Below are 20695 nucleotides of genomic sequence, written 5' to 3'. Positions count from 1 at the left end.
GTTTTGAAAGAGCAAATCTTTCAATTAAATACAAAGTCTAGTGATGATGGCAAAGAGGTCACACCCGTTCCCATACCGAACACGGAAGTTAAGCTCTTTAGCGCCGATGGTAGTTGGGGGCTTCCCCCTGTGAGAGTAGGACGTCGCTAGGCGCAAAAAGTCGCTACTGATACACTCAGTAGTGGCTTTTTTTTTGAGCCGATTATTTATTTATAAATACATAAAAGAAGGCACCCATTGAGGATGCCTTCTTGTTTTGATACTTAACTTAATGCGTATGAACTGTAGTAGCTCGCAGTTCGATACGGCGAATTTTCCCTGATGTCGTTTTTGGTAACTCATCAATAAAGACGATACTACGAGGGTATTTATAAGGGGCTGTTAACGCTTTTACATGCTCCTGTAGCTCCTTTGTTAACTCCTCTTCATTACATTCTTTGAAGCCTTCTCGTAAGATAACAAATGCCTTTACAATATGCCCCCTAATTTCATCTGGCGCAGCTACAACTGCACATTCTTGTACAGCTTCATGTTTGTTTAATGCATCTTCAACTTCAAATGGTCCGATCGTATAACCAGATGAAATAATAATGTCATCTCCACGACCTTCAAACCAGAAGTAACCGTCTTCATCACATTTTGCTTGATCACCTGTAATATACCAATCCCCACGAAATGCAGCTTGTGTGCGCTCTGGTTCTTTATAATATTCTTTAAATAAAGCTGGTGAAGATTTGTGAACAGCAATATCACCAACTTCTCCAACTGGCGCTTCATTCCCTTCATTGTCGATAATACGTACAATATTACCTGGAGTTGGAACACCCATAGATCCAGGACGTAATTCTGTGTTTTCGAGTGTACCAATTAATAATGTGTTTTCTGTTTGTCCATAGCCGTCACGTACTTTTAGTCCAAAATGATTCATAAATGTTTCGATAACTGGACGATTTAAAGGTTCACCAGCAGAAACGGCACTACGTAGAGATGATAGATTGTAGTCTTGTAAATTATCGATTTTCGCCATAATTCGGTATTCAGTCGGTGTACAACATAGAACATTAACTTTTTCATCCTGCATTAATTGAAGATAGGTTTTTGCATCGAATCCACCATGATAGACAAATGCAGTAGCACCGAGCATGATTGTGGATAAAAAAGGACTCCATATCCACTTTTGCCAACCAGGAGCAGCTGTTGCCCACACGAGGTCTCCTTCACGTACACAAAGCCATTTTGAAGCTGCAGTTCTAATATGTGCATATCCCCAGCCATGTGAATGAACAACGCCTTTAGGTTTACCAGTTGTACCAGATGTATAAGAAAGGAATGCCATGTCATCACGTGTAGTAGCTACGGCTGTAAATGTAGCTGGCTGGCTGCTTGCTAATTCATCTAAAGAAGTCCAATCTCCTTTCGCAGCACCGATCACTAGTTTATTTTTCAATGCGTCTACAGAAGAAGCAATTTGATCAACTTCACTAGTAAAAGCCTCATAAGCAATAACTGCACTAGCAGAAGAATGTTCCATCCGATATTCTAAATCGCTTGCACGTAGCATCTCTGAACATGAAATGGGTACGATACCAGCCTTTAAGCAGCCTAGAAAAACGAAATAGGCTTCTGGAAGTCGAGGAATAATAACTAATACACGATCACCTTTTTGAAGCCCCTTCTCCGTAAAAGCGTTTGCGTATTGATTCATTTTTTGGTTAAGCTCCACATAAGAAACTGTACGTCTCTCTTGTTGTGTATTTAACCAACGTATTGCTTGGCGATCACTATCTTGCGAAAACTTTTCTAATTCCTCTGTGATGTTATAAAATTCAGGTGCAATTAAATCATTTGATACCATCTTGAACATCCTCCCCCAGAAAATTTGATAGAAAATTCATAAAACTATTTTTATTTTAACAATTACAATAATATACAGCAAGAATATTTAGTACGTTAAATAGAAATATTAGAATTAATAGAGAACTATTATGCTTTCAGACGAATATAGGAGGATACTTCGACAAAAAATATAAAAATTTTCACAAAATGTGTTGCATTATTTATAATGCTTGCTATAATAATAAATGTACTTAAGAGGTTGTCTAAAACCAAAGTGAATAGCATTGTTCCGAAGTAGCTCAGTTGGTAGTAGCACCTGACTGTTAATCAGGTTGTCGCAGGTTCGAGTCCTGCCTTCGGAGCCATTTTTTTGTCCTTTTTTCAAATGCTATAATACATAAAAAAATTTGTGGAAAAGCATTGCAATTATTAATGAAAAATGTTATTATAATTCTTGTCTTGTTTGAGACATAATATTGGCCCCTTGGTCAAGTGGTTAAGACACCGCCCTTTCACGGCGGTAACACGGGTTCGAATCCCGTAGGGGTCACCATTTAAAACATAGGCTTTATAAAGAATATAAACTGTGATATAACACCTGTTTCTATGGAGGATTAGCTCAGCTGGGAGAGCATCTGCCTTACAAGCAGAGGGTCGGCGGTTCGAGCCCGTCATCCTCCACCATTCTTATTGTGTTATTTCGGAGGGGTAGCGAAGTGGCTAAACGCGGCGGACTGTAAATCCGCTCCTTAGGGTTCGGCGGTTCGAATCCGTCCCCCTCCACCAGTTTTATAAATGATTGGGGTATAGCCAAGCGGTAAGGCAACGGATTTTGATTCCGTCATGCCTAGGTTCGAATCCTAGTACCCCAGCCATTTTTTCTTTTATGAGCCATTAGCTCAGTTGGTAGAGCATCTGACTTTTAATCAGAGGGTCGAAGGTTCGAGTCCTTCATGGCTCACTTTTTTAGAATGAAAATTATTCAAAAGTGTTAAATTAACTACAGATAACTAATCTCTTGCTGAAAACAGTAGGAGATTTTTTTATGTTATTTATAAATGAATAAATATACAACTTTTTGTCGAGTTGAGCCAAGTGGTATGTAGGCTTTACAATAATCTTATAACTTTTAGGGGGTATAAAAACATGAATAAACTTAATATTTCTATTATTGGAGTACCAACAGATTACGGACAAACACGCCGTGGGGTAGATATGGGACCAAGTGCTATTCGATATGCAGGTATTGTTGAACGTTTAGAGGCTATCGGACACGATGTACAGGATCAAGGGGATATTCGTGTTAGTCAAAAGCTTGCTGACGGAGCTGTGGATGAAAAATTACTAAATTTAGAGGAAGTTGTAGATGTTAGTACTGCATTAGCAAATAGTGTGCATGAAGTAGTGGAACAAAAGAAATTCCCACTCGTATTTGGTGGAGACCATAGCATTGCTATTGGAACATTAGCTGGATTAGGTGAGCATTACAAAAATCTCGGTGTTATCTGGTATGACGCTCATGCAGATTTAAATACACCTGAAACAACACCTTCAGGCAATATACATGGGATGCCGTTAGCTGTTAGTATTGGGCTAGGACATGAACGTTTAGTGCAAATTCGCAACTATGCTCCAAAAATTAAGCCAGAAAACGTGATTATTATTGGAGCTCGTTCAGTAGACCCAGGAGAACGTGAATTGATACGTCAACAAGGAATTAAAGTATATACAATGCATGAAATCGACCGACTTGGCATGACACGTGTGATGGAAGATGCACTTGCTTATTTAAAGGAACGAAATGTTGATGGCTTACATTTATCACTTGATTTAGACGGATTAGATCCACTTTATACGCCAGGTGTGGGTACACCAGTTCCAGGCGGAATTACGTACCGAGAAAGCCATTTAGCAATGGAAATGTTACAAGAATCAGGCATGGTAACTTCAGCAGAGTTTGTAGAGGTAAATCCTATATTAGATGAAAAGAATACAACAGCAAATGTGGCTGTTGCATTAATGGGATCTTTATTTGGCGAAACACTAGTTTAAAGAAAATTTGACAAAAAATTGCCTGTTGCCACATTGCATAAAAATCTTTTGCTATAATTGAATTAAAACGAAACTTTTCTTATTGGTGCTTCGTATAGTATAAGACAGTTGTAAAGGTGGAGAAGTCAACACAATGGATGCGTTAGTAAATAAGAGAATAAAACAAGTGCTTAAAGGCGATCAAAACGCATTTGCCGATATTGTGAGTCTCTATCAGCACAAACTGTACCAAGTATGCTATCGAATGTTAGGCAACAAACAAGAGTCTGAAGACATTGCTCAAGAGGCTTTTGTGCGAGCTTATATGAACTTGCATACATTTGATCAGAAAAGAAAGTTTTCAACGTGGCTTTATCGCATAGCGACAAACCTCTGCATTGACCGTATTCGAAAAAAGAAACCGGATTATTATTTAGATGCAGAAGTAGCTGGTACAGAAGGGCTTGATATGTATTCGCAAATCGCAGCAGATGACCAGCTACCAGAGGAGCAGTTAGAACAAATGGAGCTGCAAGATCGCATTCAATATGAAATTGGACGATTGCCGGATAAATACCGTTCGGTTATAGTATTGAAATATATAGAAGAGTTATCGTTACAAGAGATTAGCGAGATTTTAGATATGCCGCTTGGAACGGTGAAAACGAGGATTCACCGCGGACGTGAGGCATTACGTAAGCAATTAAACAATCTGTAGGAGGGGGAGCGTCATGAATACTTGTCCAGAGCATATTATAGACTATATGCATGATTATTTAGACGGTGACATTAGTCGTGAGCATGAGCAAGAGTTGAAACAACACTTGCATACATGTAATGATTGTAAACAGTTGATGCAAGAATTGAGTGAAACAATCGCCTTTGTGAAGAGTGCTTCCCACATTACAGCGCCTCCGAGTTTTGAAGCAGCAGTTATGGCTCGTTTACCAAAACCAAAAAGTCGAGTAGGTATACAAAAATGGATTCGCCGGCATCCGTTCTTTGTGGCAGCAGCAGTATTTTGCTTATTCATGAGTGCTACATTATTGGGTAGCTTCATGGATGACCAGCATTTCTCGGTGACCAAGCAACCTAATTTAGTTGTGGATGGTCAAACAGTGATTGTCCCTGAAGGAGAAGTGGTAAAAGGCGATATTGTTGTGAAAAATGGCGATTTGATTGTTGAAGGTGAAGTTGATGGCAACGTCACAGTAATCAACGGGCAATATATGGCATCTTCAGCGGTAGTTTCAGGGAGAATCGAAGAAATTGACGAAGTATTTGAATGGTTATGGTATACAATTAAAAATTCTGTTAAGACAGCCATGACATTTGAGGAAAAAGAAGAAACTAAATAACACTCTATACGTCCTAAAAAATAGTGCACGTGAGAGGCTGAAAGGTCTACTCTTCTGAGTAGACTTTTTATTTGAAAAAAGTTACATTTGATAAGAATGTGATATACTTGAATGTGTATGGATTCGTAATGAAAAGTGGGGGATGCCACGTGCAAATTATCGAACATTTCACGGATTTAACACCTGTGAATATTGTTATTAACTTCATTGATGTACTGCTCGTTTGGTACGTTGTTTATAAAGTCTTAACCCTCATTAAAGGTACGAAGGCTGTCCAATTACTTAAGGGAATATTCGTCATTATTATTGCACGAATTGCAACAGACCTTTTAGGGTTACAAACACTTGGCTGGATGCTACAACAAGTTATTGAGTTTGGTTTCCTAGCGATTATTATTATTTTCCAACCTGAAATCAGACGTGGTTTAGAACAAATTGGACGAGGAAAGCTATTCCAACGTTCATCAAGTCAAGAAGAAGAAGAACAAACAAGACTTATTGAGGCTATGAAGAAGTCTGTAAGTTATATGGCTAAACGTCGAATAGGTGCGTTAATTTCTATTGAAAAAGAAACAGGTCTTAATGAATATATTGAAACAGGTATAGGGCTAAATGCTGAAATTTCATCAGAATTACTGATTAATATCTTTATACCAAATACCCCGCTACATGATGGGGCTGTTATTATGCAAAAAGATAAAGTTACAGCAGCGGCTTGTTATTTACCTTTATCTGAAAGCCCATTTATTTCAAAAGAGTTAGGGACACGCCACCGTGCTGCTCTTGGCTTAAGTGAAGTTACAGATGCTATTACAATTGTTGTGTCAGAAGAAACAGGCGCAATTAGTATAACATTAAATGGTAATCTCCATCGAAATCTATCTCTAGAGGAGTTTGAAACATTATTAAGAAAAATGTGGTTCGGATCAGTACAAGAATCAAATGCATCCTCTAAGTTGACTTGGAGGGGGAAAAAGAATGGATAAAATGATGGATAGCCCTTGGGTACTTAGAATCATCGCGCTATTTTTAGCGTTTTTGCTTTTTTTCTCAGTGCGTACTGAGTTGTCACCTTTAAATAAAGCTACCTCAAATGAACAAACGGATGTTATTCGTGATGTTCCAGTGGATGTTTATTACGATAATGAGAATCTTATTGTGACAGGTTTACCTGAAACTGTGGATGTAACAATAGAAGGTCCGATGGCATTGGTTTTAAAAGCAAAGGGAGCTAAGGATTTTTCTATATTTGCGGATTTGAGCAATTTATTGCTGGGAGAGCATGATGTAAAACTGCAATACGAAAATATTTCAGAAAAGTTAAAGGTGACATTAGACCCTGCAACTGTTCATGTGAATATTGAGGAAAAGGTCACGCAGGAGTTCCGAGTGGACCCTGAAATGAACAAACGTTTAATCGAAGAAGGTTTTATCTTAAAAGAAATGACGGCCAACCCGCCAACTGTTTATGTAACAGGTGCAAAAAGTGCTATTGAAAGCATTAGTTATGTAAAAGCAACTGTTACAGGAGAGCAGGGCTTGAAGCAATCATTCACGCAGGAAGCAGCTGTAAAAGTATTAGATAGAGATTTAAATAAGTTAGACGTGACTATTGAACCTGAAATTGTGAAAGTTCAAGTAGATATAGCGGAGTATAGTCGAGAGATCCCAGTTGTCCTTAAGGAAACAGGGCAAGCTGCCGAAGACATTACCATTAACTCATTAACATTTACACCGAAAATGATCAAAGTGTATGGTAGAAAATCAATTATTGACAGTTTAACAGCCATTCCAATAACAGTTGACCTGTCAAAAATTACTGAGTCCAAAACTTATGAATTTGATGTAAAATTACCAGATGGTGTGACAAAAATATCTGACAAGAAAATAAAAGTGAAGGCAGATATTACAAAGGTTGAACAAGAAGAACAGCAGAAAACACCAGCTTCTACAGAGGAAACGCCACCTCCAACTGAAGAACCTGATGTGACAGATGAGAGTACTACAACTGATAAAAATACGTCAACTGAGGAATCGGAAGATATTGATTCTTAAACAATATGTGACTATAATTTTATTTTGATTCTAAATCAAAAATCCAATCAGGTTTGTAATTCAGGTTTCATCAAACAAACTGGCAGAGTGGAATATTAATAATTACCAATGAAATGAACAAAAGCAGACTTTTCCAAAAGTAAGCGGACAAGTGTCTAATGCTTGATAGAAACTCACTAGGCACTGTCTTGCATTGAAGGAGAGAATAAGTAGAATGGGTAAATATTTTGGAACAGATGGCGTCCGTGGCGTCGCGAATAGTGAATTAACACCAGAATTTGCATTTAAACTTGGTCGTATAGGCGGCTATGTTTTAACAAAAGATGCAACTGACCGTCCAAAGGTTTTAATTGGTCGTGACACACGTATTTCAGGCGAGATGCTTGAAGGTGCACTTGTGGCTGGTCTTTTATCAATTGGGGTAGAGGTAATGCGTCTGGGTATTATTTCAACACCAGGTGTGGCATACCTTACTCGAATTATGAGCGCAGATGCAGGCGTCATGATTTCAGCTTCACATAACCCAGTTGCAGATAACGGTATTAAATTTTTCGGTCCTGATGGCTTTAAGCTAACAGATGTACAGGAAGCGGAAATTGAAGCGTTAATTGATGCGCAAGAGGATACATTACCACGTCCTATAGGAGCAGATTTAGGATCAGTAAGTGACTATTTCGAAGGTGGTCAAAAATATATTCAATACTTAAAGCAAACAGTGGATGAAGAATTTGATGGTATCCATGTAGCGCTTGATTGTGCACATGGTGCAACTTCATCTTTAGCTACACATTTATTTGCTGATTTAGAAGCTGACATTTCTACAATGGGTGCTTCTCCAACTGGCTTAAATATCAATGATGGTGTAGGCTCAACACATCCAGAAGGACTAGCTAAATTTGTTACTGAAAAAGGTGCAGATGTTGGTTTAGCCTTTGATGGCGATGGAGACCGTTTAATTGCTGTAGATGAAAACGGAAAAATTGTTGACGGTGACCAAATTATGTTTATCATTGGTAAGCATTTAAATGCGGTGGGGCGTTTAAAGAAGCAAACAATTGTTTCAACAGTAATGAGCAATATGGGCTTCTATAAAGCTGTGGCTGACAATGGTATGCAAAGTGTACAAACAGCTGTAGGTGATCGTTATGTTGTGGAAGAAATGCGTGCGAATGAATACAATTTAGGTGGCGAGCAATCAGGGCATATCGTCTTTCTAGATTTTAATACAACAGGTGATGGCTTACTGACAGGAATTCAGCTTGTCAACATTATGAAAGCGACGGGTAAAAAGCTTTCAGAACTTGCAGCTGAAATGAAAATCTACCCTCAGCGTCTTGTCAATGTGCGTGTAACAGATAAGCATGCTGTGACTGATAATGCGAAAGTAGCTGCAGTAATTGCAGAGGTAGAAGCTGAAATGGCTGGAAATGGTCGTGTTTTAGTACGTCCTTCAGGTACAGAGCCATTAGTACGTGTCATGGTGGAAGCAGCAACAGAAACGGATTGCGAGCGTTTTGTAGAACGTATTGCAGATGTTGTACGTGTAGAAATGGGCCTAACAGAATAAGAAATAGAGTGTAAACCCGATTTCCGTAAACAGGAAATCGGGTTTACTTATTTGAAAGGAATGTTTTAAATAAGCGAGATGGGGAACAGTAATTAGGAGTCACAATAACAAGGAGTGTTTAATTGATATGGCTAAAATTGCTACAGTTATAACAGATATGTTTGAGGACATTGAGTTTACAAGCCCTAAAGAAGCTTTGGAAGCAGCTGGGCATCAGCTAGTAACAATTGATATCGAAGCAGGCAAGGAAGTTAAGGGTAAGCATGGAGAGTCCGTGAAAATTGATAAAGGCATTGATGAAGTAAAAGCTACAGATTACGATGCATTATTTATTCCTGGTGGTTTTTCTCCCGATATATTACGTGCGGATGATCGTATAGTAGCATTTGCAAAGTCCTTTATGGATGAAATGAAGCCTACCTTTGCCATTTGTCATGGACCACAACTTCTTATTACTGCAAAGACATTAAATGGGCGTGACGCCACAGGTTATAAATCCATCCAAGTGGATTTAGAAAATGCAGGGGCAATCTTCCATGATGAAGAAGTATTTGTCTGTCAAAAACAGCTTGTAACAAGTAGAACGCCAGATGATCTTCCTGCATTTAATAGAGAAATTGTTAAATTATTAGACAGTAAATAAAGGATAGGCACAAGCATTTTAAATGCTTGTGCCTAATTTCTATTACAATGCTTATCAAAGTGCTTATGTATCGCTTTGTCTACATATTTGTCACGAAAAAGCTTTAGGACTAGGTGTTTTTTATAACGAAAATTTGACGGATAGCATATGATTGAGTATGATGGAGAAGTTGAAGATGAGGTCCGACCTTATCCTTTAACGAACGCCTAAGGAGGGAAGAAAGCGTAAAATCGGAAAACAATTATAGCGCCTGAGCTGAAGAAATCGGACGAAAAGATCTTCAGCAGACGAGGTGGAGGTTTATCGAAAATTCGGCGGATGCCTCCCAATCGACATACCCGATTGTCATTTTCCATTTTGAAAGCATTTGAGTGATTGAATGTACAGAAAGTGGAGAAGGTATTGTAAAAGCAATAGATAAATAGATGAAGCTTCACATATCGAAGATCTCTATTCAGTTGGCTGAGTAGCTTGTGTGTATTGGAGTGCTTTATTTTTATAAAAATAAAGCTTCGCTTATACATTCAAAAAAATCGATAGGATGAGGCCTAGTTTGTCATTGCATTAAATTGACATTATCGGAGGACGAGAATTATGTGTGGAATTGTAGGATATATTGGTGAATCAGATGCAAAGGAAATTCTATTAAAAGGCTTAGAAAAGCTAGAGTACCGTGGTTATGATTCAGCGGGTATTGCAGTACGTAACGAGGAAGGCGTAACGGTTTTCAAAGAAAAAGGGCGTATTGCAGATTTACGAGAAGCGGTAGATGAAGATGTTGCTGCGAAAATTGGTATTGGTCATACACGTTGGGCAACACATGGTGTGCCAAATCGTTTAAATGCTCACCCACATCAAAGTGCATCAGGACGCTTTACACTTGTGCATAATGGGGTTATTGAAAACTATCACTTATTGCAAAAAACATATTTAAAAGGCATTCCAATGAAATCTGATACAGATACAGAGGTTATTGTGCAATTAGTAGAGTTATTTGTGAAAGATGGTCTAAGCACTGCAGACGCCTTCCGTAAAACATTGTCTCTATTACATGGCTCCTATGCACTGGCATTATTAGATGCAGAGGCAGCAGATACAATCTTTGTAGCAAAAAATAAATCACCACTTCTAGTTGGAATTGGTGAAGGTTTCAATGTTGTTGCGTCAGATGCAATGGCGATGCTACAGGTAACAGATCAATACGTAGAGCTTCACGATAAAGAGGTAGTTATCGTACACAAAGCAAGTGTGGAAATTACAAAATTAGATGGTACTGTAGTAGAGCGTGCACCATATACTGCTGAGCTTGATATGAGTGATATTGAAAAAGGCACATATCCACACTATATGTTAAAAGAAATGGATGAGCAGCCTACAGTTATTCGTAAAATCATTCAAGCATATGAAGGTGACAACGGTGATTTAACGATTGATGCGGAGATTTTAGAAGCCTTACGAGCAGCAGATCGTTTATATATTATTGCAGCGGGCACAAGCTATCATGCGGGTCTTATTGGTAAACAATATTTTGAAAAAATGGCTGGTATCCCTGTAGAAGTGCATATTTCTAGTGAATTTGGCTATAACATGCCATTACTTTCAGAAAGACCATTATTTATCTTCATTACACAATCAGGGGAAACAGCAGATAGTCGTCAAGTACTTGTAAAAATTAAAGAGTTGGGCTATCCAACATTAACGATTACAAATGTACCTGGCTCTACGTTATCACGTGAAGCTGACCATACATTGTTATTACATGCAGGTCCAGAAATTGCTGTAGCTTCTACCAAAGCTTATGTGGCACAAGTAGCAGTACTTGCATTAGCAGCCTATGTGACAGCAAAGGCAAATGGCAAAGGCTTAGAATTTGATTTAAAACAAGAGCTTGCGATTGCCGCTAATGGCATCCAAACAATTATTGATTCAAAAGATGTGTTAGAAGACATTGCAGAAGATTACTTAAAAATCGCACGCAACGCATTCTTCATTGGCCGTAATATGGACTTCTATGTCAGCCTTGAAGGTGCCTTAAAACTAAAAGAAATTTCGTACATCCAAGCAGAAGGCTTTGCTGGTGGAGAACTGAAGCATGGAACAATTGCCTTAATCGAAGAAGGTACACCTGTGTTTGCGCTTGTCACACAAGCTTCAGTAGGATTAAACATCCGTGGTAATGTCAAAGAAGTAGCAGCTCGTGGTGCATATCCATGTATTATCGCGATGGCAGGCATTGATGAAGATGGCGACCGTTTAGTCATTCCGCATGTTCATGAATTACTAACACCGCTTGTATCAGTAGTACCTTTACAATTAATTAGCTACTATGCTGCACTTCACCGCCGCTGTGATGTAGATAAACCACGTAACCTAGCTAAATCGGTAACTGTTGAGTAAGAACAAAAATTAGATTTAATTGAGTTATAATTAATCTTGTCACATAATTATAATTAAAAATGACATCAAATATTACCTTGATACAGCTAGAATGCTTGCTGTATCAAGGTTTTCTTTTTTCTTATTGACCTATTCATAATAGTCATAAATTATAAAAATAATTATAAAACTACATAAGCTATTTATAATTAAAATTGACATAAATCCACATTTATTAGTCGGAATAAATTTGGAAATGTTCTTTAACCAAAAAATTGATAAATGTCATTGCTATACTTTTTTAATCATCCCTATATAAAGTGGAAACAGGCGTTCTTATTCGTTGGATGATAAAACGGATATAAAAAGAAACCGAGATCGTGGTACGATTAAATAGACAGACAGCGGTGATGCTACCTGAACATGTGTAGCCACTGCGTGAACGGCAGGCTGAAGATAATATTATACCAGAGCCAAAACATGATGAATATGACTTTAAAGAATCCGCACATCAAATCCAAATGGCTGTACAAACGCATAGTATTGTTAGAATTCAGTATTGGAAGAATGGCGATTTGGATAGGTTGAAGGAACAATCAAGTTATTGCCCTTGAACAATACAGCCTATGTCACAGTTCTATCTTCACAAGGGAATAAGCAGATGTATATCCCACACATCATGAAAATCCATTTATATGCCACGTAAGTTTGTAATAAAAATTGACTAGAATCGGCTCTCCTCTATATATTTTTTAGAGGTTAGATAATTTTTTTATTTGATATTTATGTAAAACCGATTGCGAAGTAATGTACTTAAACTAACGAAGCAGGAAAGTATTCAAAGAATTGTATTAAAAGAAAAAAGAAAAAGAACAAATTTATAAAATAAGTTTGAGGTTTTTTTCAAGTAATGTAAGTCAGATTTAATCTAATCAACTCTTACAAAAGGTAAGGGGAACCAGCACTTTTATCAAGGAATGCGTCTTTCTTTATCTAAAGGGCCAGATTGTGGAATAAGGAAGGTAATCAGATGATTCTTCTCGAAATTATTAGTTATGCCATATAGATGATTGGAGAGAATATAAAATGGATGTAAGGACACTTTTGTTACAACAATGGGCAAGCTGCTTAGATAAAGAAGACTGGTTCCCACCACTTGAAAAAGTACTTGAGAATATTACTTTGGAACAGGCAATTTGGAAACCAGTAGAGGGGGCACATTCCATTTGGGAATTAGTTTGTCATTTACTTTTCTATGAAAAGAGAATTCTGTTACGCTTTCTTGGTGAAACAGCAAATGAACCAAAGGCAGAAAATAATGACGCTACATATCGATTACCAACTGAGACCTTTCTAAATTGGAAGGAAACAAGACAAGAATACTTTTCTGTTCATCGTGAACTAGAAAAAATACTAGCAAAATCAGAACTTGAAGATTTGTATAGACCAATTCCCGATGACAATCCATTAGTGCTTGAACTGAAGAGTTTAGCAATGCACAATGCATATCATATTGGGCAAATTGTATTCCTCAGTAAAATGCAAGGAGCCTGGGCAGGGAAACGCAGCTTTTAAAAAAGCTTCATTAGGTTTACAGTTATTCCATTGACGGGCGCAATTGTTGAACAACATAGCTGAAAAATGATCAAACTTTTTTATAAAAATCATACTTATCTATAAAGAGTACCTTCATTTTGATCAATCTTTATTCCAAAGCCATGTGTTTTGGGTTTTAAATAAAGTCATACCGTTTGTAAATAAATTACACCATTTTACCCCTTTGGATACTATTATTCTAAAGGGGTGTTTTTATCCATAACGAAACACACCTTGAAACCGAATAGGAGAGCAACATTTCAAATAATGCCCCTTGATATAATTCTCTATGTAATCTAACTATGTTTGAACAAGGAGATGGAAGCATGGGTAAGTTAACAGGCAAAATCGCTTTAGTTACAGGATCAAGTCGAGGAATTGGCCGCAGTATTGCATTGCGTCTGGCACAAGAGGGAGCCTTTGTCGTCGTTCATTATGGGAAAAGACGTACTGAGGCAGAAGCAGTTGTTCACCAGATCGAACAAAGCGGAGGAAATGCTTTGGCGATTGGTGCTGACCTTAGTACTCTAGATGGTATTCAAGATTTATTTACTACTTTGGATGATACTATTCGGGAATATATGGGCGGTTGCGGATTCGATATTCTTGTCAACAATGCTGGAATTGGTCAAATTATCAGTTTAGAAGAGACGACGGAAGAATCATTTGACGAGGTAATGAAGATAAATGTTAAAGCACCACTTTTTGTTACTCAGCAAGCTTTGCCACGTTTAAAAGATGGGGGGCGTATTATTAATATTTCATCTTTTGTGACACGTGCAGCTTCACCAAGTGTCTTCACGTACAGTATGTCCAAAGGTGCAATCGACACGTTTACGCGTCTTCTAGCCAAACAACTAGGGAGCCGGAATATTACGGTAAACGCCATCCAACCTGGGATTATTAATACAGAAATGAATGCTGAGACTTTGAAAAACCTTGATGGACAAAAATATGCGGCTGGTCTTTCAATTTTCAACAGATGGGGAGAGCCCGGGGATGTGGCAGATATTGCCGCCTTTCTTGCTTCATCAGACAGCCGTTGGGTAACTGGTCAATTGCTCGATGCAAGTGGAGGATCACATCTATAGAACATTAATTATCAAGCTTTGTATGGCATAGTCCTCCTCAATCAGGCGCTATTGTTGTATAGGCTGTTCTGTTCATCTTGAATTCACGGAGCGGAGAATTGTTAAGTTAATTAAAAACAAAGTAAAAGCGGTCCTCCACAGATATGATGTGGAAGGCCGCTTTTTTGTTATAAGCACAGTCACCATTTATTATTGGTTACATCTGATTCACTTAATCGTATAGTAATAGATTAAGAGATCTATTTAGCTTACGAAGCATTACGCAATGATTTCAGAATTAAACTCAAAATGAAAACTAGTATAATTGCTCCAATGAGGGCAGGGAAGATATAGAAATCGGAAATTTTAGGACCCCAACTTCCAAGAAGCATACCACCAATCCATGCGCCGATAATACCTGCAATAATATTACCAATAATTCCACCTGGGATATCTTTACCCAAAATTATACCTGCAAGCCAACCGATAAGCCCGCCAATTATTAAAAACCAAATGAAACTCATACTATCCATCTCCTATTTTGTATTTTAAATATTTTGTTATAGTGTTTTATAACCTTTTTTGAACTCTTTCAAACTATAAGGAGAGAAAAAATAAAAATTTGGGGAAGTTTCAAGGGAGATATCAGACATTGGCGCATTTCTGTAATAAGAGGAGCATCTTTATTTTAATGATAGTAATAAATTCATGTTTATTCTATTTTCATCCTGAACGCCGAAATCCAATATCAAATCACAAGTTTATTTTAACCAAGAATTACAAAATGGAGACTTAGCGTATAAGCATGGATTAACAACAGGACTTTCCTGATGTGTGTATAAGATTTTATTATTGATTTACATAAACCTTCCACCGATTTTGGTGGAAGAATTTTATGCATTCTAAAATTCCTTTGAAATATAGTATAATCTAGAAATTAAGCTGGATTCAAACTAGGTTTTCCTCTGATATTTAGTAAGTTCTTATGATTTTTCTAGTTAAAACAATCATAACAGTCAAATTACCATGAGCTAAGTTATATTCTCTTAAATATGGCAACAAAGGGATTTAAATAAAAGTAGGATGAAAGTTATATGAATTATACTAGTTGAAAAGGGTGAAGGTTAAGTATATTGAACAAAAAAAAGATACCATTACAAACAAAAATATTGGGATTGATTAGCACGTTAATTCTTTTTATTGTTTTTCTGCTCGCCAGTATATTTGCTTATTTACAATATGTCGATGCAAGGACTCAAGTTAAACAATTGGCATTGCAAACGGCTATGACAATCTCTCTTATGCCAGAACTTAAAGAATCCATTGGGAAAAGTGATTTAGAGCTACGTTTTCGTCCAATTGCTGAGCAAGTAATAGATCAGGTAAATGCAGAAAATATTATTATTGAAGATCGGGAGAAGATTATTTATTCGCACAGAAGCCCAAGTCAGGTTGGTCAGAAGAGTTTTGATCATACAAATAATTATGGGTTAATATTTGGTGGTTCTAATAATTTTGAATTGGAACGAGAGAGTGGTTCTGTTTTAATAGGAAAGGTTCCTATCATAGCAGACAATGGAGAATATACTCGTGTAATTGGGACCGTATCGGTTGAATACGCAGAAAAAGAAATCTTTCAAAATATTTATAAACGAATTAAGTCCATTCTCATTGCTTCTCTGATTGTTTTAATTTTAGGAATCATTGGTGGTATTTTTTTAACCAAAAGTATTAGAAAAGATACTATGGGATTGGAACCGCATGAAATCTCCTCACTATATAGAGAAAGAAGTGCCATTCTGTTATCAGTAAAGGAAGGAATCATTGCAATCGATCAAAAGGGTTTCTTAACCTTAATCAATCATTCTGCTAGTTCAATGTTGAACCTCAAGAATGAATCCTCTATTGGTGAACATATTCAATTTGTCTTACCAGCAATTAATATCGATCATGTATTACAGAAAGGTAAGCCCATTCATAATGTAGAGATATTAATTAATGATAAAGTATTTATTTTTAATTTTATTCCCATTATCGAAAATGAAAAGATTATGGGTGTGGTTTCTAGTTTTCGTGATAAAACGGAGCTTAAAAAGCTTATTGATACGATCACAGAGGTTCGCGCATATTCTGAGGGACTTCGTGCGCAAACGCATGAGTACTCAAATAAACTTTACTTATTATCAGGATTAATCCAATTAGAGAGATATCAGGATGCGTTTGAATTTATACAAAAGGAGTCAGCCAATCACCAACACCAAAACCGAATCCTATTTAATCAAATTCAAGATATAAATGTTCAAGCTATATTATTAGGGAAACTGGGCAATGCATCGGAAAAGAAGATTGCCTTTGAAATTGATCCTGATAGTTATGTAGATGTCTTACCAAGTCACATTGAAATCACGGATATCATCACAATCATTGGAAATCTTATTGATAATGCATTTGATGCCGTAGCCGATCGAAAAGAGAGAAGGGTGTCTTTCTCAATTACAGGAATTGGGAGTGATATCATTATAGAAGTAGCAGATAACGGAAAGGGAATTGCTGAAGATATGTTAGATTTTATATTTGATTTACGTAGTTCATCTAAAGGAAAAAATAGGGGGTACGGTTTATTTAATGTTAAACAAATTGTAGAATCTTTAGGTGGAACAGTAGAAGTAAAAAATGACAAAAACGGTGGGGCCATTTTCACGGTATTCCTACCGAAATAATGAAGCTTACTCAATGAGATAATCTACAGTACTCCTGATGTTGGAGGTACTTCCCTTTAAGTCGGGTTTCTAAATGTCAGCACAGGGAGATAAAAGAAGGAGAGGGGAAAAATGATTAAGGTTGTCATTGCTGAAGATGATTTTCGTATTGCACAAGTGCAAGAACAGTTTTTGCATAAGGTACCAGATGTAAAGGTTGTTCAGAAGGCATTGAATGCAAAGGAAACGATGGACATACTAGAGAAATATGAAGTTGACTTGCTTTTTTTGGATATCTATATGCCCGATGATCTTGGAACAAATTTGTTAGCAAAAATTCGCGATCATTATCCAACAATCGATATTATTATAGTGACTGCTGCAACAGAAAAAACGATGTTGGAGACGGCAGTTAGATATGGTGTGAGTAACTATTTGTTGAAGCCTGTGACAATGGAGAAATTTGTTGAAGCGGTGGAAGAATATAAAAAAAAGAAAAAACTTCTAAGTCATCGTGATGAGGTCGACCAAACATTGATTGATCAATACTTTGGTGTTGCCAATCAATTGTCCTCATCTCAAAAAGACTTACCTTCAGGTGTTGATCGTCATACTTTAGAAAAAGTGAAAGAGGTAATGAAGGAACTAAAAGGTGGTATTTCCATCGAGGAGATGGGTGAACAAATCGGTGCATCTCGAACAACTGCTAGAAGGTATTTAGAGTTTCTTGTTTCAATTGATGTCTGTACGGCAAAACATGAATATGGAGTTGTTGGAAGGCCTGAGAGGAAATATTACTATAAAGAATAACAACAAGGTTAACTTAAAAATAAGGACAAGGGATGAACAATGAGAAAAAAAATAATGTTTATTTTCGTGCTTGTTGTCATGCTTTGCTTTGGTTGTTCACAAGATGAGGGGCATGAAGCAATAACAGATACAGTAACATTCATTGCCCCAAGCTCTATTGGTGGAGGTTGGGACAAAACAGCAAGAGCCATACAGGATATTTTACTGAGTAACAATTTGATTGATGAGGATATTCATGTACTGAATAAAATAGGTGCTGGTGGAGAGCTAGGATGGAAATATACTAAACAACAAAAAAAACATGTGCTAGCAATGAATTCAAGCTTACTCATTACCAATCATTTGTTGGGGCAAAGTAAGCTAACCTACAAAGATTTTACACCCATTGCCACTTTGGCTACAGAATGGAATGTCGTAATTGTCTCCAAGGATTCAAAAATAAAAAGTGCAAAAGGTTTAATGGAAGAGCTCAAAGAAACACCTCAAGCGTATAAAATAGGAGTTTCTCCGAGATTAGGCAATGATGATCAAATTTCTTTTGTATTAGCGAGTAAACAGGCAGGAGTGCATCCTGAAAAACTAGATTTTTTAGTTTATGAGAATAGTGATGAAGTTGTTGATGCATTATTAAAAAAGCAAATAGATGTGGCAACGATGACTTTGTCCGAGGCTAAAAAATATTATGATTTGAATCAGGTACAATTGCTTGTCATTTCCTCGGAGAAACGTTTAAAGGAGCTCCCAGAAATTCCTACATGGAAGGAAGAGGGAATAGATGTAGTTTTTAAACACTGGCGCGGTATTATGGGACCACCTAATATGTCAAAAAAGGAAATCGAATTTTGGGAGACGACATTTGCAAAAATGGTCAAAACTATAGAATGGAAACAAACTTTGCAGACGTATATGTGGGAAGATTTTTATATGAACAGTAGAGATACATCTAGATTTCTTGATGATGAAAATAAGAAATATGAGAAATTATTGGAGATTTACTGAGTAAATTTATTCTTATTATGCATAGTAATATATTTGCTTTATTAGGTTGACTATTGAGATCTATGTGTTTTCCTTTCTATCGTCTTATACGATGGTGGAGAGAATACATAGTCCAAGGTTAGCCTCTTTTTTGTTTATCAAAAATAGACAGGTATACAATGCTTTTCGTGAACAAAATGTACAAAATAGCTATAAAGAAATTAATAAACATTAATTTGTAAACGATTACATTTGGTCGATGTTAATTTATTATAAGGTGTAATATTCGGAAAATTAGTTATTTAACGAATTGATAAATAACTTCACAAAGCATTTGGGGGGAGTATTATGCTAGCAATTTTAGGTTTTTTAATGATAATAGTATTTATGATTTTGATTATGACGGGCCGTCTTACAGCAATGATTGCATTAATTGTAGTGCCAATTACGTTCGCAGTTATTGGTGGATTCGGAAGTGAAATGGGACCTATGATGTTGGATGGGATTAAAAGTGTCGCTCCAACAGGGATTATGATTTTATTTGCAATTCTTTTCTTTGGTATTTTGATCGATGCTGGCGTATTTGATCCAATCATTAAAACGATTCTTAGGCTAGTAAAAGGGGATCCTGTAAAAATTGCTATCGGAACAGCCGTATTAGCCCTTTTTATTTCTTTAGATGGTGATGGTACGACAACATACATGATTACTATTTCTGCCTTTCTACCGCTTTATAAAAGAATTGGCATGCGACCAATTGTATTAGCTGGTATTGCCGTTTCAGCTTCGGGTGTGATGAACCTTCTACCTTGGGGAGGACCAACAGCAAGGGTTATGACAGCCTTGAATCTGGAAATGTCTGAGGTTTTTACACCAGTGATTCCAGCGATGATTGGCGGGGCTATCTTTGTTCTGTTCATGGCATTTACGTTCGGAAGACAGGAAAGAAAGCGGATTGGTATTATAGAATATGATTATGAAGCGGCAGCTCAGTCTGCTGCTACAGTCGAAGATGACTATTTGAAACGTCCAAAACTAATTATCTTTAACTATACTTTGACAATTGTTCTTTTAGTAGCGTTAATTATGGAGTTATTACCACCTGTTGCATTATTCATGCTTGGTTTTGCGATTGCGATTACTGTAAACTATCCAAAATTGAAAGATCAGAAGGAACGTGTTGCGAATTATGCTGACAATGCATTATCTGTTGTTTCTATGGTTTTTGCAGCTGGGATATTTACAGGCATTCTTTCAGGTACATCAATGGTAGATGCAATGGCAAACTCAGTGATTCATTATATTCCAGATGCAATGGGTTCTCATTTTGCTGTTGTTACAGCCATTCTCAGCGCACCTTTTACATTTTTTATGTCTAATGATGCTTTTTACTATGGAGTACTGCCGTTACTTGCAAAGGCAGGAGCAGTATATGGCATTGATCCAGCCCTAATCGGTAGAGCTTCTCTTTTAGGTATGCCAGTACACCTTCTAAGTCCGCTTGTTCCCTCTACGTATTTATTAGTAGGAATGGTTGGAGAGGATTTCGGAACACTACAACGTATCTTCTTAAAGTGGGCATTCGGTTCTACAATTGTCATGATTATTGTCTGTGTAGTGTTGGGGATTTTCCCCCTTTAAAAGCTACGGTTCATGGGGTGAAAAAGATTACCTAG

At 37.1% G+C, this 20695-nt stretch carries 16 protein-coding genes, 6 tRNA genes and 1 rRNA gene; 21 read left to right on the top strand and 2 right to left on the bottom strand.

All coding sequences use genetic code 11. From position 1 onward, the window contains the following. Positions 1-36: 36 nt before the first annotated feature. Positions 37-152: ribosomal RNA gene (rrf, locus tag LBYS11_RS21975) — 5S ribosomal RNA — on the top strand. A 116-nt stretch (positions 153-268) separates the two neighbouring features. On the opposite strand, the gene mbcS is transcribed toward rrf, so the two are convergent. Further along, positions 269-1855, bottom strand: a complete 1587-nt coding sequence (gene mbcS, locus LBYS11_RS21970) for an acyl-CoA synthetase MbcS (RefSeq protein ID WP_066037912.1) — start codon at positions 1853-1855, stop codon at positions 269-271. A gap of 269 nt (positions 1856-2124) precedes the next feature. On the opposite strand from mbcS, the gene LBYS11_RS21965 reads away from it, so the two are divergent. The 16 genes from LBYS11_RS21965 to LBYS11_RS21890 all read left to right on the top strand — a co-directional run bounded on the left by LBYS11_RS21965 (position 2125) and on the right by LBYS11_RS21890 (position 14553). After that, positions 2125-2201: transfer RNA gene (locus LBYS11_RS21965), tRNA-Asn, on the top strand. 113 nt (positions 2202-2314) lie between these two features. Further along, a tRNA-Glu gene (locus LBYS11_RS21960) sits at positions 2315-2389 on the top strand. Between the two features lie 55 nt (positions 2390-2444). Next, a tRNA-Val gene (locus LBYS11_RS21955) sits at positions 2445-2520 on the top strand. A gap of 18 nt (positions 2521-2538) precedes the next feature. Continuing rightward, positions 2539-2622: transfer RNA gene (locus LBYS11_RS21950), tRNA-Tyr, on the top strand. A gap of 14 nt (positions 2623-2636) precedes the next feature. Next, positions 2637-2711 (top strand) — tRNA-Gln (locus LBYS11_RS21945). Between the two features lie 13 nt (positions 2712-2724). Continuing rightward, positions 2725-2797: transfer RNA gene (locus LBYS11_RS21940), tRNA-Lys, on the top strand. Between the two features lie 185 nt (positions 2798-2982). After that, positions 2983-3888 (top strand): arginase, encoded by a 906-nt coding sequence (gene rocF, locus LBYS11_RS21935; protein ID WP_004225412.1) that lies wholly within the window; start codon positions 2983-2985, stop codon positions 3886-3888. A 133-nt stretch (positions 3889-4021) separates the two neighbouring features. Next, positions 4022-4585 (top strand): RNA polymerase sigma factor SigW, encoded by a 564-nt coding sequence (gene sigW, locus LBYS11_RS21930; protein WP_004225410.1) that lies wholly within the window; start codon positions 4022-4024, stop codon positions 4583-4585. A 13-nt stretch (positions 4586-4598) separates the two neighbouring features. Further along, positions 4599-5225, top strand: coding sequence for an anti-sigma factor family protein (locus LBYS11_RS21925; protein WP_009370547.1), 627 nt, complete (start codon positions 4599-4601; stop codon positions 5223-5225). Positions 5226-5374: 149 nt separating this feature from the next. Continuing rightward, positions 5375-6211: a diadenylate cyclase CdaA gene (gene cdaA, locus LBYS11_RS21920; protein WP_009370548.1), complete on the top strand. Its 837-nt coding sequence runs from the start codon at positions 5375-5377 to the stop codon at positions 6209-6211. Beyond that, positions 6204-7280 (top strand): CdaR family protein, encoded by a 1077-nt coding sequence (locus tag LBYS11_RS21915; RefSeq protein WP_103118989.1) that lies wholly within the window; start codon positions 6204-6206, stop codon positions 7278-7280. Before cdaA ends, LBYS11_RS21915 begins: the two co-directional genes overlap by 8 nt. 214 nt (positions 7281-7494) lie before the next feature. Then, positions 7495-8847: a phosphoglucosamine mutase gene (gene glmM / locus LBYS11_RS21910; RefSeq protein WP_103118988.1), complete on the top strand. Its 1353-nt coding sequence runs from the start codon at positions 7495-7497 to the stop codon at positions 8845-8847. 127 nt (positions 8848-8974) lie between these two features. Beyond that, positions 8975-9490, top strand: a complete 516-nt coding sequence (locus tag LBYS11_RS21905; protein ID WP_054549732.1) for a type 1 glutamine amidotransferase domain-containing protein — start codon at positions 8975-8977, stop codon at positions 9488-9490. Positions 9491-10084: 594 nt separating this feature from the next. Then, complete coding sequence (gene glmS, locus LBYS11_RS21900) at positions 10085-11887, top strand: glutamine--fructose-6-phosphate transaminase (isomerizing) (protein WP_054549731.1); 1803 nt, start codon at positions 10085-10087, stop codon at positions 11885-11887. Positions 11888-12952: 1065 nt separating this feature from the next. After that, positions 12953-13441, top strand: coding sequence for a DinB family protein (locus tag LBYS11_RS21895; protein WP_103118987.1), 489 nt, complete (start codon positions 12953-12955; stop codon positions 13439-13441). A gap of 347 nt (positions 13442-13788) precedes the next feature. Next, entirely contained in the window at positions 13789-14553 is a 765-nt protein-coding gene (locus tag LBYS11_RS21890) for an SDR family oxidoreductase (protein ID WP_066037914.1), read from the top strand. 248 nt (positions 14554-14801) lie between these two features. On the opposite strand, the gene LBYS11_RS21885 is transcribed toward LBYS11_RS21890, so the two are convergent. Beyond that, positions 14802-15056: a GlsB/YeaQ/YmgE family stress response membrane protein gene (locus LBYS11_RS21885; RefSeq protein ID WP_016991561.1), complete on the bottom strand. Its 255-nt coding sequence runs from the start codon at positions 15054-15056 to the stop codon at positions 14802-14804. 606 nt (positions 15057-15662) lie between these two features. Here LBYS11_RS21885 and LBYS11_RS21880 point away from each other — a divergent pair. From LBYS11_RS21880 to LBYS11_RS21865, 4 genes are all read left to right on the top strand, one after another. Beyond that, complete coding sequence (locus tag LBYS11_RS21880) at positions 15663-17252, top strand: ATP-binding protein (protein WP_103118986.1); 1590 nt, start codon at positions 15663-15665, stop codon at positions 17250-17252. A 111-nt stretch (positions 17253-17363) separates the two neighbouring features. After that, on the top strand, positions 17364-18041 hold the full coding sequence (locus LBYS11_RS21875; RefSeq protein ID WP_054549728.1) for a response regulator: 678 nt from the start codon (positions 17364-17366) through the stop codon (positions 18039-18041). A gap of 39 nt (positions 18042-18080) precedes the next feature. Continuing rightward, positions 18081-19040: a tripartite tricarboxylate transporter substrate binding protein gene (locus LBYS11_RS21870; RefSeq protein WP_199768285.1), complete on the top strand. Its 960-nt coding sequence runs from the start codon at positions 18081-18083 to the stop codon at positions 19038-19040. A 327-nt stretch (positions 19041-19367) separates the two neighbouring features. After that, positions 19368-20660, top strand: coding sequence for a CitMHS family transporter (locus tag LBYS11_RS21865; protein ID WP_054549726.1), 1293 nt, complete (start codon positions 19368-19370; stop codon positions 20658-20660). Positions 20661-20695: the final 35 nt, after the last annotated feature.

The sequence above is a fragment of the Lysinibacillus sp. YS11 genome, from assembly GCF_002896375.1.
Taxonomy (GTDB): Bacteria; Bacillota; Bacilli; order Bacillales_A; family Planococcaceae; genus Lysinibacillus; species Lysinibacillus capsici.
The sequence above is the reverse complement of the archived record's forward strand: the minus strand, read 5'-3'. Positions and strand labels throughout refer to the sequence as shown.